A 15,039-nucleotide genomic window follows, 5' to 3' on the forward strand; every position below is an offset into this window, starting at 1 on the left:
CCAAAACTTCCACCCCTCCACCCCTCACCCCTCCGTCCTCATCATCGGCGGCGGAGCCGCCGGAATGACAGCCGCAATACAAGCATCCCAGTCCGGTGCGCAGGTCACTGTTATAGAACACAAAGACCGAATCGGTAAAAAGATACTCTCCACCGGCAACGGTAAATGTAACTTCACCAATGCCCGCATGGAAGCCGCATGCTACCGAAGCTTAGACCCGGCCTTTCCCATGGAGGTAATCAACCGTTTCGGAGTCAGAGAGACACTGGATTTTTTCCGTTCCCTGGGCATCTATCCGCGTGAACGTTCCGGTTATTATTATCCTGCCTCCAACCAGGCGAGTTCCGTCCTGGACGTCCTGCGCCTTGCGCTTGCTGAGCATAACGTAAATGTCATCTGTGAAGAAGCCCCTGCGCATATTGAGAAAACCTCTAAGGGTTCCTTCCGTATCCGCACGGCCGCACACAGCTATACCGCCGATGCGCTCATACTGGCGACCGGAGGCAGGGCTGCGCCAAAGACCGGCTCGGACGGGAGCGGCTACGTGCTGGCCAAAGCCTTCGGGCACCGAATCATCCGGCCGCTGCCTGCGCTGGTACAGTTAAAATGTGCCGAGCCCTATTTCAAACAGCTGGCGGGCATCCGGACCGAAGCGAACGTGGAGCTTCTGGCAGACAATTCCCCTGTGGCCAGCGATCAGGGAGAGCTTCAGCTGACCGCCTATGGCATATCCGGCATACCGGTATTTCAGGTGAGCCGTTACGCCTCCGAATACCTGGAACGGGGAGCGAAGGTGACGGCCCGCCTGGATCTCCTGCCGGGCATCTCCTCCGGGGATCTGCGCAGCTACCTGGAAGCGCATACGCCTGACCGCTACATAGGCCTCTGCAATAAAAATCTGATGCAGCTTCTCTGGAAGCTGTCCGGCGGTTCGAAAGAGGAATTCGCCCGTCTTTTAAAAGATTTCCGTGTCCGCGTTACAGGAACCAACGGGTTTGACAGCGCCCAGGTAACGGCCGGGGGCGTGGATGTGCGGGAAATCGATCCCGCCACCATGATGTCGCGCCTGGTGGACGGCCTGTATTTTGCCGGAGAACTCATGGATGTGGACGGCATCTGCGGAGGATATAACCTGCAGTGGGCGTGGAGCAGCGGCGCCATAGCCGGCAGATCCGCAGCATCCGTGATATGCAGCCGGCCGCAGACAGAAAAAACGCGAGCAAACGAAAATAAAAAGCCAACGTTTAAATCAAAATCCAACGAAATGGAGCAGACATGTTACAGATACAGCAGTTAAAACTCCCCATAGACCACAGTCCGGAGGACCTTCTGAAAAAGGTGGCCAAAAAGCTGTCCCTTCAGCCAAAGGATCTGCAGCAGTTTACAGTCACAAAGAAATCCCTGGATGCCAGAAAAAAGCCTGAGCTCTGCTACAGCTATACCGTTGCGTTTCAGGTCCCGGATGAATCCGCGCTTCTGCGCAGAAAAAAAGACGGAAATATATCCGCCGTACAGCCCGTTCAATACCGTTTCCCATGCCCCGGCTCCGTACCCATGGGTTTTCGCCCGGTCATCATCGGAACGGGTCCCGCAGGGCTTTTCTGCGGGCTTATGCTGGCCGCACACGGTTACGCCCCGATCCTTTTGGAGCGTGGAAAACGGGTGGAAGAGCGCGTATTGGACGTGGAGAGATATTGGAAAGGCGGCCCTTTAAATGAGAGCTCCAATGTGCAGTTTGGAGAGGGCGGGGCGGGTACTTTTTCCGACGGCAAATTAAATACGCTGGTGAAGGACAAATACGGCCGTAACCGGAAGGTGTTAGAGCTTTTTGTGGAATGCGGGGCGGACCCGGAGATCCTGTATCTGAACAGGCCGCACATCGGCACGGATGTGCTTCGCACCGTTCTGGTCAATATCCGCCGCCGCATTGAGGAGGCGGGCGGGGAATTCCGTTTTCAGAGTGAAGTTACGGATCTGATCACCGAGCGGGGCCGGTTAACCGGAGTGGAGATCAACCGTGAAGAGATCTTGGAGACCGGCATCGCCGTGTTAGCCATCGGGCACAGCGCCAGAAATACCTTTGCCATGCTGCGGGACTGTGGCGTCTTAATGGAACAGAAATCCTTCGCCGTGGGACTTCGAATTGAACATCCTCAGAGCATGATCAATCTGTCGCAGTACGGTGTGGAAGCGTCCGCACATCTTCCTGCCGCCGATTATAAGCTGACACATCAGTGTGTCAATCACAGGGGAATCTATACCTTCTGCATGTGTCCGGGAGGATATGTCGTTAACGCATCGTCTGAGCGGGGCATGCTGGCAGTAAACGGCATGAGCAATCATAAGCGGGATGGCCGCAATGCCAACTCCGCCCTGATCGTGACGGTCACGCCTGACGATTTCGGCGAAAAAGGCGTGCTGGCGGGTGTGGAGTTTCAGCGCAGGCTGGAATCGGCCGCGTACAGGCTGGGAGACGGGAAGATACCGATCCAGATGCTGGGAGACTTTGCCGCCGGCAAAGCGAGCACAACGCTTGGCGATATCTGCCCGGATACCAGGGGCGAAACCTGTCTGACCAATGTAAGGGAACTGCTGCCTGAGCCGATATCCGCCGCCATTTTGGAAGGAACAGAGGCCTTTGAGAAGCGCATACACGGTTTTGCCAGGCCTGATGCGGTGCTATCCGGTGTGGAAAGCCGCACATCATCGCCGGTGCGCATCCTAAGAAATGAACGGTTTGAAAGCGAAACCGCCGGACTTTATCCATGCGGCGAGGGCGCCGGATATGCGGGCGGCATCATGTCGGCCGCGATGGACGGTATGAAAGTCGCAGAACAAATTGCAAAAAAATTCAAAATGTTGTAGGATATAAATATTCAACAGCAGAAAGACACATGAGGGAGGACGGGACAGACAGGCCATGCATCGCGCTGCATCGGAGCCGCCCGTACATAAAAAGAAATGAAAAAGAGAAGAATTGTTATAAAGATCGGATCATCGTCGCTGACCCACAGCGAAACCGGCAATCTGAATCTGCAGAAGGTAGAAAAACTGGTGCGGGCGCTGACGGATCTGCACCATATGGGGCACGATGTGGTTTTGGTATCCTCCGGGGCCATCGCGGTGGGCAGGAAAGCGCTGGGAATCCAGGAAAGGCCCAGAAGCACTTCCGTAAAACAGGCCCTGGCCGCTGTGGGGCAGGCAAGGCTAATGATGACCTATCAGCGCCTGTTCAGCGAATATGACCAGTTCACGGCACAGGTGCTGATCACAAAGGATACGATGATCAATAACCTAAGCCGTTTTAATGCGAGAAATACCTTTGAGGAACTTTTTAGCATGGGCGTGATCCCCATCGTTAATGAAAATGATACAGTGGCCACCCATGAGATCGAATTTGGCGATAATGACCGGCTTTCCGCCATTGTTACAGCGCTGGTGGGAGGGGATCTCTTAATACTGCTTTCGGATATAGACGGCCTGTATACCGATGACCCGAGGAGCAACGTTAATGCAGAGCTGATCCGCGTGGTTCCGGAGATAACGGAGGAACTTTTGTCCATGGGAAAGGATACCAGCAGCAGTGATGTGGGCACGGGAGGCATGTCCGCCAAACTCACAGCCGCCAGGATCGCGACGGATTCCGGGGCGGATATGATCATCGCCAACGGAAATGACATCGACAATATCTACCGCATCATGGAAGGCCGGGAGTGCGGCACCCTGTTTCAGGCGCACAAGAATAAGAATTTTGATCTGCTGGATTATCTGGCGAAGTATTGAATCGGCAAAAGCATGACATAACATTTGCAGGCTTGCAGGAAAGGAGTGGCTGATGAAAGCAGCGGAAACAGCCCTTGTGTTGGAGGGCGGAGCGACGAGAGGAATCTTTACGGCCGGCGTGCTGGACTATATGATGGAACAGGAACTTGAGTTTCCTTACGTGGTGGGGGTATCGGCCGGAGCCTGCAATGCCGTGGATTATGTGTCCGGCCAGATCGGCCGGACCAGGATGTGTATGGTGCAGCAGAAGGAAAAATCTGCCCGCAAAAACATCGAGCGCGTGGTTAAAAAAAGGTGCCTCTATGATATGGACCGGATTTTTGACCGATTTCCTAACGAACTGATTCCCTTTGACTATGACGCGTATTTTGCATCCCCTATCCGCTGTGCGATGGTGGTGACCAACTGTATCACCGGCAGGGCGGAGTATCTGGAGGAACGGTCCGAACGGGAACGGCTGATGAAGATCTGCCGCGCTTCCAGCAGCCTGCCCCTTTTGTCCTCCATGACCTATGTGGACTCAGTGCCTTATCTGGACGGAGGGCTGTCCGATTCCATCCCGATCCGCCGGGCGTTAAAGAGCGGCTGCCGCCGGGCGGTGGTGATACTGACCAGAAATCCGGGTTACCGCAAGCGTCCGTCAATGCTTCAGTATGACCTGTGCTCCAGATTTTACGGAGAATATCCGCAGCTTTTGGAGGCGGTTCGCCGCAGGCCGGCGCACTATAACCGTACCCTGGATCTGATTGAAAAGCTGGAAGAAGAGGGCCGCATCTTTGTGCTGCGCCCTGTCATCCCCCCGGTGAAAAAGACTGAAGGGCACGGGGAGAAGCTTCTGGAATTTTATGAGCACGGATATGAGCTGATGAAAAAGGAATGGCAGAATCTGACGGATTTTCTTGTTCAATAGGGTGTGCCCAAAATGCGTCCTATTGAATAAATAACGCTTTGTGAGCAGATGGTATGCATAACAGAGCGAACTGAAATAAAAAGGTAAAAGAAAGGAACAGGCAAGACATGGATCAAAAGGATATAGACAGGATCAATGAGCTGTACCATAAAGCAAAAAAGGAAGGGCTCACGCCGGAGGAAACCAGAGAGCAGGCAGAGCTTAGAGGCGCGTATATCCGGGCCTTTCGTGAGAATTTAAGAGGGCAGCTGGAAACGATCAAGATACAGAATCCGGATGGCTCAATCATAGATGTAAAAGCGGAGCACGACAAGAAATACAAAAACCGGTATCCGTCATAAATATGGCTGTAAGCTTCCGATAACGGTTGTCCGGCCCGTGTCTGGCAGAAAGTAAAGGGATATGAAAACAAAACAGGAGATCAGAAAAGAAATCAAACTGCTAAGAAGCCGTATGACGGAAACAGAACGGAAGGAAAAGAGCGGCAGGATTGTGAAGCAGATTCGGGAAACGGCCGTATATGCGGGCGCGGACTGCATACTCTGCTATGTTTCCCTCCCCGAAGAGGTACGTACTGAAGTACTGATCCGACAGGCGCTGTCGGACGGAAAACGTGTGGCGGTACCGCGTGTGCTGGGAAGTGAAATGGCGTTTTATTATATAAATGGCAGGGAAGATTTAAGACCGGGCTGTATGGGGATTTTGGAGCCGGCATCTTATTGTGAGCCTGTGCGCGTCAGGTATGGCGCGGCCGGCAGCCGGCCGGTTCCGGTAATTGTTCCGGGGCTTGCATTTACCCGGGACGGCGGCCGCATCGGATACGGAGGTGGCTATTATGACCGGTATTTTGCTGCTAAAGAGGGATTTTATATGATAGGGGCGGCATATGATTTTCAGATATTGGATCAGCTGCCCATAGGTCAACATGACGTCCGTATGGACTGCGTCATAACGGATATGGAAGCGGTCATCAACCTGGCGGTTGGTGACAGTAAAGCGGAAGCACACTGAAGTGTGCGCAGGTCATCAACCTAACGGTTGGTGACAGTAAAGAGGAGGTCTTATATGAGCTGTGATCTGACTGCGATGGGAGAACGGGCAAGAGCCGCCGCAGCGGTGATGAATGTGCTTCGGGCGCCTGAAAAGAACAGGGGTCTTGAGGCGGTGGCGGACGCGCTGCTGAAACGGGAAGCGTTTCTCATGGAGGAAAATGCGAAGGATATGGAGGCCGGCAGGAAGAACGGCATGAAGCAGGGGCTGTTAGACCGGCTCATGCTCACTCATGAGCGGATTGCCAGCATGGCGGAAGGAATCCGCCAGATCGTCGCATTGGAGGACCCGGTCGGTGAGGTGCTGTCCATGAAGGAACGGCCCAACGGCCTTTTGATCGGGCAGAAGAGAGTGCCGCTCGGTGTGATCGGTATCATCTATGAATCCAGGCCTAATGTGACCGCAGATGCCTTTGCGCTCTGCTTTAAAGCCGGAAACGCCGTGATATTAAAGGGCGGCAGCGATGCGCTGGCATCCAATATGGCAATCACCCGGGTGATCCGGGAGGCGTTAAAGGGTGCGGGGCTCCCGGAGGACAGCATCCAGCTGGTGGAGAGCACCGACCGGGAGACCACTGCAAGACTGATGAAAATGAACGGCTACATAGATGTGCTGATTCCCAGGGGCGGCGCGGGACTGATCCGGGCGGTTGTGAACAACAGCACCATACCTGTCATAGAGACCGGCACCGGCAACTGCCATATCTATGTGGATGAAACAGCGGATCTTACGATGGCGGCGGACATCATCTACAATGCAAAGACACAGCGGATCGGTGTCTGCAATGCCTGTGAATCCCTGGTGGTTCATGAGGCGGTGGCAGAACAGTTTCTGCCCTTGCTTCATGAGCGCCTAAAGGAGAAGCAGGTGGAGATGCGCGGGGACGAGCGCGTCTTACAGATCCTAAAGGATGCTGTCAAAGCCACAGAAGAGGACTGGGGAACGGAATATCTGGATTACATCCTCTCCGTCAAAACAGTATCTTCCATAGAAGAGGCCATCGCGCATATCAACCGATACAATACAAAGCATTCGGAAGCGATCGTCACAAAGGATTATGCCAATGCCCAGAAATTCCTCAATGAAATCGATGCGGCGGCGGTGTATGTCAATGCTTCGACCCGCTTTACCGACGGCTTTGAATTCGGCTTTGGCGCGGAAATCGGCATCAGCACGCAGAAGCTGCATGCGAGAGGGCCTATGGGGCTGCTCGCGCTGACCACGACAAAGTATATCATATACGGAAACGGCCAGGTCCGGTGACACGGAAGTGATCACTTCTCAACACGCCTGCCGGACTGCGCCGCCTGCCGGTACCGTCCCGGCGATATGCCGGTCAGACGCGTAAAGGTGCGGATAAAATTAGCATAATCACAGAAACCGGAGAGATCACAGGCCTCCTGCACGTTTCTGCCTTCTGCCAGATGGGATTTGGCCAGGGAGACGCGTTTGAGCAGGATGAAGTTCTGGATCGTGCTTCCGGTTTCTTTTTTAAATTTGCGGCTCAAATAGCTGCTGTTAACGGAAAGCTGTCCGGCCAGGATGGGAAGGGACAGATTTTCGGTGAGATGGGTGTTGATATAGTGAATGGTATTGAGCACCAGGCTGGGCATGAGATTGGGCAGCATCCGGCTGGAATCGCAGAAGATATTATTGATCATGACCAGGATCTGCAGGATATAGGAAAACGCCATCACATCGCTGCCGTATCCGGGGCGGTTTAAAACCTCATGCAGACAGTCAGTGAGGCCAATATAACGGCCCAGTTGTTCTTCACTCATATGTGCGGCATTGTTCCTCCCCGGAGGTCTGTTTTCAAAGCAGGCTAAAAGATCAGTTTCCTGTGTACAGGCGTACTGCACCAGCACCGGATTGAAATGGGTGGTAATTCTCTCATAAGGGGCATCGTCCAGACAGCTGTATCCGTGGGCCTCCCGGTCATTGATCACAAAGATGCTGCCGCGGTCCGGCCGGTAGCAGGTCTGCTCCATATAATAATTGATATTTCCGGACAGCAGCACGTGCACCTCATAGCTGTTGTGCATGTGATAGGTATGGGCCGTCTGACTGGCGGTGATCCGCCGGCTGCTGATGATATTGCGGTTCATTTGTTCGAAAATAAGGGTTCGATCCATGTTGTCTCCTTTTTCACTTCAGGTAAAACAAAGCAATAATTCGGTAAAAAAATGCAAAGAAATTGCATGATATTCATTATATAATAGCTTTTAAAAGAACACAAGGCTGATTATGGAAAGGAAAGGGGATCATATGAAGATGGAAGAACGGCAGGCGTGGCTTGAAGATACTTATCGGAAACTGTGTGTGAAGCTGTCGGCGGAATGCGACAGGATTGGAAGCCGCATACCCATGGAGCCGGATGACGGCGTCTACCGGATGGATATGTCGGAGGGAGACAATATATTTGGCTGGACCAACGGCTTCTGGCCGGGGATACTCTGGCAGATGTACCACGCAAAAGGGGAGGAGAAATATCTTGCGGCCGCCAGGGGTGTGGAAGAAAAGCTGGACCGGGCGCTTCACGGTTTTACGCGGCTGGATCACGACATGGGGTTTATCTGGATGCACAGCGCGGTGGCGGATTACCGGCTGACCGGCAGCGAACAGAGCAGAACCAGGGGACTGATGGCGGCAAATCTGCTGGCCGGCAGATATAACCCGGAGGGCAGATTTATCCGTGTGTGGAATAAGACCAGATTCGCGGAAAACAGCGCCGGACTGATCATCGTGGACTGCCTGATGAATCTGCCGTTACTGTATTGGGCAAGCGGTGTGACCGAGGATCCAAGGTTTGCCTACATTGCGAAACATCATGCCGATACGGCCTTAAGGACGATTCTCCGGGCGGACGGCTCTTGCAACCACATCGCTATGCTGGACCCAGGGACGGGAGAGCTTCTCGATACGCCCGGAGGCCAGGGCTATGAGAGCGGTTCCTCCTGGTCCAGAGGCCAGGCCTGGGCGGTATACGGCATGGCGCTTAGCTACCGCCACACAGGAAACTATGAGTATCTGGACGCGGCAAAGCGCGCGGCCCATTATTTTATCGCAAACGCATCACTTAGCGGCTGGGTGCCTCTCTGCGATTTCCGATCCCCTATGGAACCGGTCTACTGGGATACCTCGGCGGGAACGATTGCGGCCTGCGGCCTGCTGGAGCTGGCTGAACACGTGCCCTCTTATGAGAAAAACCTCTATGAGGAAGGCGCCTGGAACCTTTTGACCCATATAGAGAGCGCCTGGAATAACTGGGATCCGGAGACAGACGCGGTGGTTTACGGCGGTAAGCGCTCTTACCATGATAATCTGGGGCAGCGAGCGTTAATTTATGCCGATTATTTCTTCCTGGAAGGCGTGCTGCGTCTGCTGGGCAGGGAATTCATGATCTGGTAGCCGCCAAACATACGTGAGACTGCAGTTTGAAATGATGAGAGGGGAAGAAGATATATGAAAATATCAATGGAAGAACTGAAGACGAAACAGGATTATCAGCGGCTGTTATTTAGCCTGCTGGACCCTTTGAAGCCTTTTTACAGCGAGGGCAGAGCACAGCTTAATATAGGCCATACAAGCGCCGCCTATGAGAATGCGACCATACCCATGGAGGCCTTTGCCCGGCCCCTATGGGGGCTGGTTCCGTTTTGGGCCGGCGGAGGTGAAAATGCAAAATTCGAGGAGATCTACCGCAGCGGCCTGATCCATGGAACCGATGAATCAGACCCGGAATATTGGGGCAAATGGCGGGATTATGACCAGAAGTTTGTGGAGATGGCGGCAATCGCCTATGGCATGCTGATGGTGCCGGAAAAGTTATGGGATCCTCTTACGGAAAAGGAAAAAGAGAATCTGGTAAACTGGCTGTCCGGAATCAATCAATACGAATGCAATATCAGCAACTGGCAGTATTTCTGCATTCTGGTCAATGTGGCGCTGAAGGTGAGGGGCTGCGCTTACAGCGAAGAGCGGATGCAGCGGGGTCTTAGCCGCATTGAATCCATGTATCAGGATGACGGATGGTATACCGATAAAGTGGGGGGCCATAAGGATTATTATATTGGATTTGCAATTCATTTTTACAGCCTGATCTATGCCATGTTTATGGAAGAATACGATCCTAAGAGGTGCCGGATTTTCAGGGAACGCGCAAAAGCCTTTGGCAAAGAATTCGTATACTGGTTTGCAAAGGATGGCAGCGCACTGCCTTACGGCAGGTCACAGACCTATCGGTTTGCGCAGGTCTCTTTCTTTTCCGTCTGTGCGATGGCGAAGATAGACATATTTTCTGTGGATGTGCTGAAAGGAATTATCACCAGAAACCTGGTGCAGTGGCTGAACCGGCCGATTTTTGACAACGCCGGAATACTGACCATCGGATACGGTTATCCCAACCTGCAGATGTCGGAGGACTATAACGCGCCAGGCTCTCCTTACTGGGGAATGAAAGCCTTCGCCTTTCTGGCGCTGCCGGATGAGGATGAGTTCTGGCGGGTGAACGCTGCGCCGCTGCCCGAACTTGAGCAGTTGAAGACCATCTGCTGCGGCGACATGGTGATTCAGAGGGATGGCGACGGCCAGGTGACCGCGCTTATACCGGGGCGGAGCTTTGTAAGCGGCAGCAATCATGTGGCGGAGAAATACGGCAAGTTTGCCTATTCCACCAGATTTGGATTCAGCATAGCACGTGCGCTTACCTCCATGAGGGAAGCGGCTCCTGACAGCATGCTGGCATTTGAGGCTGCCGGCCATGTATTTGTGAAAGAAAAAATCCAAAATTATGAGATTAAGGACAGTCAGATACGGATCGAGTGGTCTCCGATTCCGGGCATTCAGGTCATTACATGGCTGATACCGACAGACACCGGCCATGTGCGCCGCCACAGAATAATCAGCGGCTATGCATGCACCGCTTATGACTGCGGCTTTGCGGTATCGGTGGATGACCGGAGATATTCCGATCGGGGTGAAAACGGGCAGGAAGCCTATGTGAAAAATGAGGATGGCAGCTGCCGTGTGCTCTCGCTTCTGGGAGAGGGCAGCGGCCAGGTACTGATCACCGCGCCGAACACCAATGTGCTGGCATCTAAAACGGCCATCCCCATGATCCGTTATGAAATCGCTCCGGGGACATCTGAGATTTCTACGGAGGTGTTTTACAGAACCATGTAGTTACTAATCACAGTTGCCACAAACTTTCCACGCATGTCGGCAGCCATGGACAGTAACACTCCAGTTATTCATAATGATAAAAAATCCGAAAAGTAGTATCGAAAAAAGGCGGTTTGTAGTATAGTGTTTATATGGGCCTGCGGGGCGGACATATATAGGTCCGGTCTGCGGCCAGAGTCTATTTTAAGGAGCGTAAAAGGTTATGGATAAGGAGCAATTAAAAAATCCGCCCGGAAAATATCGTCCGATTCCCTTCTGGTCCTGGAACGATAAACTGGAAGAGGGGGAGCTAAGGCGTCAGGTCCGGCTGATGGGGGATGCCGGCATGGGAGGCTTTTTTATGCATGCCAGAGGCGGGCTTTCCACAGAGTATATGAGCGAAGAGTGGTTTCACTGTGTGGATGCCAGCGTAGAGGAAGCGGACAGCTGTGGGATGAAGGCATGGGCCTATGATGAAAACGGCTGGCCCAGCGGCTTCGGCAATGGTCTCGTGAACGGGAAAGGACTGAAATACCAGCAGAAATACCTGCGCATGGAGCAGGGGGAGAGGCAGACGGAGCATACGATCTGCAATAAGGGAGGATGGCATTTTTATTACGAGGTGAATCCCTTTTATGTGGATACGCTGGACGCGGAAGTGATCGCAGATTTTTTAAAAGAGATCTACCAGCCTTATTATGAGAGATTCGGCAGCAGGATTGCGGGCTTTTTTACGGATGAACCGCAGATATCCAGAAACGGCATTCCATGGAGCCTGACAATGCCCGGCAAATACGAGGAAGAATATGGTGAGAACCTGCTGGATCATCTGGAGGAGCTGTTTCATCCCCTGCCAGGCTATGAAAAGACCAGACTGCAGTTCTGGCGCCTGGTAACGAAGCTGTTTAACCGGAATTTTGCAAAGCAGATCTATGATTGGTGTGATGAGAGAGGCTTAAGGCTGACCGGACACTATGTGCTGGAAGAGACCCTGGAGTCACAGCTTACCTGCAACGGTGCGGTGATGCCTCATTATGAATATCTGCACATACCGGGAATGGACTGGCTGGGCAGAAATATATTCCCCTGTCTCACCATGCATCAGCTGGCAAGCGCATGCAGACAGACCGGGAAGAAACAGATACTGACGGAGTCCTTTGCGCTGTGCGGTCACAATGTGAGCTTTTCGGAACTCAAAGGGATCGCAGAGTGGCAGATGGTCAGAGGCATTACAACGCTCTGCCAGCATCTGCAGGGATATACGCTGCGGGGGATCCGCAAAAGAGATTATCCGCCTGCGGTCTATTATCAGCAGCCCTGGTGGAAGGATTACCGTGCATTTGTGGATGCGATGTCCAGAATCGGGATGATCCTGACAGAAGGGGAATGCCGGCCGGACATCCTGCTCATGCATCCTCAGACCTCCGCCTGGATCTGCTATGACGGTGGCAGCAATGAGGGGATGGAGGCTCTGGAAAAGGGCATCCTGGATGCGATCCGCCAGCTGGAGGAGAAGCATCTGCAGTTTGATCTGGGCGATGAGACGCTGATGGAAAAGCATGGAAAGGTGGAGGACGGCAGGCTTTATGTGGGGCAGCAGTCCTACAGCACTGTAATCCTTCCTCCCCATATCCGGTTCTTTGACAGCACGAACAAATTGCTGGAGGAGTTTGCCGCTTCCGGAGGGACAGTCATCGGTGCGGAGGAGATCTGTGATCTAAAGGCGGATACCTCTGCGGATAACCCCAACGTGACCTATACATACCGCAGGACGGAGGATGCCCTGTACCACTATGTGGTGAACAGCACCGATCAGGAACAGCGCGTGGTATTTAACCGGGGCGACAGGATACTGGACATACAGACCGGTGAGACATATGAGTTTACGCCTGTACACGATCTGCTGCCTTTTGAGAGTGTGATGGTGGTGGAAGACATTAAAAAGGAGAAGGAACCTATTTCCCTTGACGGCGGCTGGGAGATCGTATCCTTAAGTGAAAACGCCCTGACGCTGGATATCTGTGATTATTACTTTGACGGTGAACTGGAAGAGAAGGACGGCTATGTGCTGAATATCCAGAACCGGGCCTGCGAAAAGAAGCGCCCGATCAATATCCGTCAGGTTTACCGTGTGCAGATAAAGGACGTGCCGAAGAAGCTCACTCTGGTTATGGAAACGCCGGAGTTTTATGACATCCGCATCAACGGCCAGAATGTGCTAAAAAAGGATGAGGGCTATTATATGGATACGGCATTCCGCAGGCTGGATATCACACCGTATATCACCGCAGGCGTGAATGAAATTGAACTTGTGATGGATTATTTCCAGTCTCCGGAGGTTTACGATAATCTGGAGAAGTCGAAGCAGTTTGAAAGCGAGAAGAACAAGCTGTGCTATGACAGAGAGATGGAACCCATGTATCTGGTTGGGGATTTCTCGGTGGAGACGGACGGAGAATATACCGTTCTGGATAAGCATGCGGTCAGATATCAGGGCGGGTTTGCGATAGCACAAAGAAGAGCAGAGATTACCCTAAGCCATATGGAACAGCAGGGCCTGCCGTTTTTTGCCGGAGAGATCGTGCTTAAAAAGGAATTCGATCTGGAAGAGACAAATCTGCGCCTGAAGCAGGAGAATTACGGGTGGAATACGGTGCGCGTAAGCATAAACGGCCAGGAGCCGGTGCGTTTCCTGTGGGGGAGAAAGGATATGGATATCAGTTCTCTCTTAAAGCCCGGGAAGAATACGGTGGAACTGACACTGATCAATAATCTGCGCAACCTGATGGGGCCGCATCATCTGGAAGAAGGGGAGAGTTATCTGGTAAGCCCCGTGTCCTTCTACAAAGAGGAATGTATCTGGAAGCCTTTTGAGGGCGGGTGGAATGACGGATACTGTTTTGCGGAGATGACGGTTAAATAGCAGGCCGAAGCTGTTCACTCGGAGTAATCACAATATCATCTTGAGGGAGGATGGTATGTTATTAAAGCATCGGGCGCATGAATTAGTTTCGCTTGCAGAAAAGACAAAACGGGATTTTCAGCGGTGACTCAAATTTGTTCCCTTATTTCCTCGTATTGAAACAGCTGCATGCCAAGAAGATTGCATTACAATAAAGGTGTTCCTAAGAGGAGCACCTTTATTTTTTGATACACTGGAAAGGAGCAACCATACTGGATGACTGACAGCCGGGAGCGCCCGCAAATTGGTGATTACTATTCGGTTGATTTGTGGTATACTGTGAACAATATGGATTGAGGAAGGAGTGAACAGCTTGGATTATGCAGAATTATTGAAAAAGCGCGACAGATATCAGCAATGCAAGGCATCCATTCCGGAACTGACACTGCAAAGCTATGAGCAGGCGTTTGAAATAGAATACACTCACAACTCCACGGCTATTGAGGGGAATACCCTGACTCTCATAGAAACAAAGCTGGTGCTGGAGGACGGAATTTCGGTTGGAGGTAAAAATCTCCGTGAGATTTATGAATCCGTAAACCATAAAAAGGCATACCGTTATGTGAAGGAATGTATCGTAAAAGGATTGCCGCTTGATGAAAAAATCATCAAGAATATTCATGCAATTCTTATGGAGAATATTATAGTGGGCGGGGTGTACCGGAATGTTGATGTCTACATTTCCGGAGTGCAGCATACGCCGCCGTCACCGGGTGAGATGTATCGGCAGGTTAAGGATTTTTATGCGGATTTAACATGTAAAAGTCAAAGCCTTACTCTGGTGGAACTGGCTGCATGGACACACGCAGAGTTTGTTCGTATCCACCCATTCCCGGATGGGAATGGAAGGACATCCCGGCTGCTTATGAACTACCAGCTTATGATAGCTGGTTTTCCGGCCATTTCCATTGCAAAGGAAAACCGGCTGGAGTATTTTAATACACTGGAAGCCTATGCACTGGAAGGGAACCTTGCCCCGTTTACAGAGATGGTATCAGACCTTGTAGATCAGCAGCTTGACCTTTATATTGGTATGGCTGCAAAGAATCAGGGAATAAATCAGACGACAAGGGGAGAGGTATAACAATCGAATAAAAACTTTAGAAAAGCGTCAGGACAATCTATGTTCTGGCGCTTTTCTGATGGCTTCCGATATTTAATGAATGGCTGG

General features: G+C 52.2%; 12 protein-coding genes. 11 read left to right on the forward strand and 1 reads right to left on the reverse strand.

What is annotated here, in order from left to right; all coding sequences use genetic code 11:
- Positions 1-43: 43 nt before the first annotated feature.
- The 7 genes from DWZ56_RS21110 to DWZ56_RS21140 all read left to right on the forward strand — a co-directional run bounded on the left by DWZ56_RS21110 (position 44) and on the right by DWZ56_RS21140 (position 7,006).
- Positions 44-1,297 (forward strand): NAD(P)/FAD-dependent oxidoreductase, encoded by a 1,254-nt coding sequence (locus DWZ56_RS21110; RefSeq protein ID WP_334294789.1) that lies wholly within the window; start codon positions 44-46, stop codon positions 1,295-1,297.
- Positions 1,276-2,865: an NAD(P)/FAD-dependent oxidoreductase gene (locus tag DWZ56_RS21115; protein ID WP_118558609.1), complete on the forward strand. Its 1,590-nt coding sequence runs from the start codon at positions 1,276-1,278 to the stop codon at positions 2,863-2,865. The genes DWZ56_RS21110 and DWZ56_RS21115 overlap by 22 nt, the downstream gene beginning before the upstream one ends.
- A gap of 96 nt (positions 2,866-2,961) precedes the next feature.
- The gene (gene proB / locus DWZ56_RS21120; protein ID WP_118558610.1) at positions 2,962-3,783 is read left to right on the forward strand and encodes a glutamate 5-kinase; all 822 of its coding nucleotides are present in this window, start codon (positions 2,962-2,964) and stop codon (positions 3,781-3,783) included.
- A gap of 52 nt (positions 3,784-3,835) precedes the next feature.
- Entirely contained in the window at positions 3,836-4,693 is an 858-nt protein-coding gene (locus DWZ56_RS21125; RefSeq protein WP_118558611.1) for a patatin-like phospholipase family protein, read from the forward strand.
- A gap of 107 nt (positions 4,694-4,800) precedes the next feature.
- The gene (locus DWZ56_RS21130) at positions 4,801-5,034 is read left to right on the forward strand and encodes a DUF896 domain-containing protein (protein WP_118558612.1); all 234 of its coding nucleotides are present in this window, start codon (positions 4,801-4,803) and stop codon (positions 5,032-5,034) included.
- 61 nt (positions 5,035-5,095) lie between these two features.
- Positions 5,096-5,704: a 5-formyltetrahydrofolate cyclo-ligase gene (locus DWZ56_RS21135; RefSeq protein WP_118558613.1), complete on the forward strand. Its 609-nt coding sequence runs from the start codon at positions 5,096-5,098 to the stop codon at positions 5,702-5,704.
- Between the two features lie 54 nt (positions 5,705-5,758).
- On the forward strand, positions 5,759-7,006 hold the full coding sequence (locus DWZ56_RS21140; protein ID WP_118558614.1) for a glutamate-5-semialdehyde dehydrogenase: 1,248 nt from the start codon (positions 5,759-5,761) through the stop codon (positions 7,004-7,006).
- A gap of 11 nt (positions 7,007-7,017) precedes the next feature.
- On the opposite strand, the gene DWZ56_RS21145 is transcribed toward DWZ56_RS21140, so the two are convergent.
- A complete protein-coding gene (locus DWZ56_RS21145; RefSeq protein ID WP_118558615.1) occupies positions 7,018-7,878 on the reverse strand; it encodes an AraC family transcriptional regulator in 861 nt (286 codons plus the stop codon).
- Positions 7,879-8,011: 133 nt separating this feature from the next.
- Between DWZ56_RS21145 and DWZ56_RS21150 the strand changes: the two genes are divergently transcribed.
- From DWZ56_RS21150 to DWZ56_RS21170, 4 genes are all read left to right on the forward strand, one after another.
- Entirely contained in the window at positions 8,012-9,154 is a 1,143-nt protein-coding gene (locus DWZ56_RS21150; protein ID WP_118558616.1) for a glycoside hydrolase family 88 protein, read from the forward strand.
- A gap of 54 nt (positions 9,155-9,208) precedes the next feature.
- Positions 9,209-10,927: a DUF2264 domain-containing protein gene (locus DWZ56_RS21155; RefSeq protein ID WP_243095413.1), complete on the forward strand. Its 1,719-nt coding sequence runs from the start codon at positions 9,209-9,211 to the stop codon at positions 10,925-10,927.
- A gap of 202 nt (positions 10,928-11,129) precedes the next feature.
- Positions 11,130-13,829, forward strand: coding sequence for a hypothetical protein (locus tag DWZ56_RS21160; protein ID WP_118558617.1), 2,700 nt, complete (start codon positions 11,130-11,132; stop codon positions 13,827-13,829).
- A gap of 352 nt (positions 13,830-14,181) precedes the next feature.
- Positions 14,182-14,952, forward strand: a complete 771-nt coding sequence (locus DWZ56_RS21170; RefSeq protein WP_118558618.1) for a Fic family protein — start codon at positions 14,182-14,184, stop codon at positions 14,950-14,952.
- Positions 14,953-15,039: the final 87 nt, after the last annotated feature.

This window comes from Lachnotalea sp. AF33-28 (genome assembly GCF_003477885.1).
GTDB lineage: Bacteria > Bacillota > Clostridia > Lachnospirales > Lachnospiraceae > AF33-28.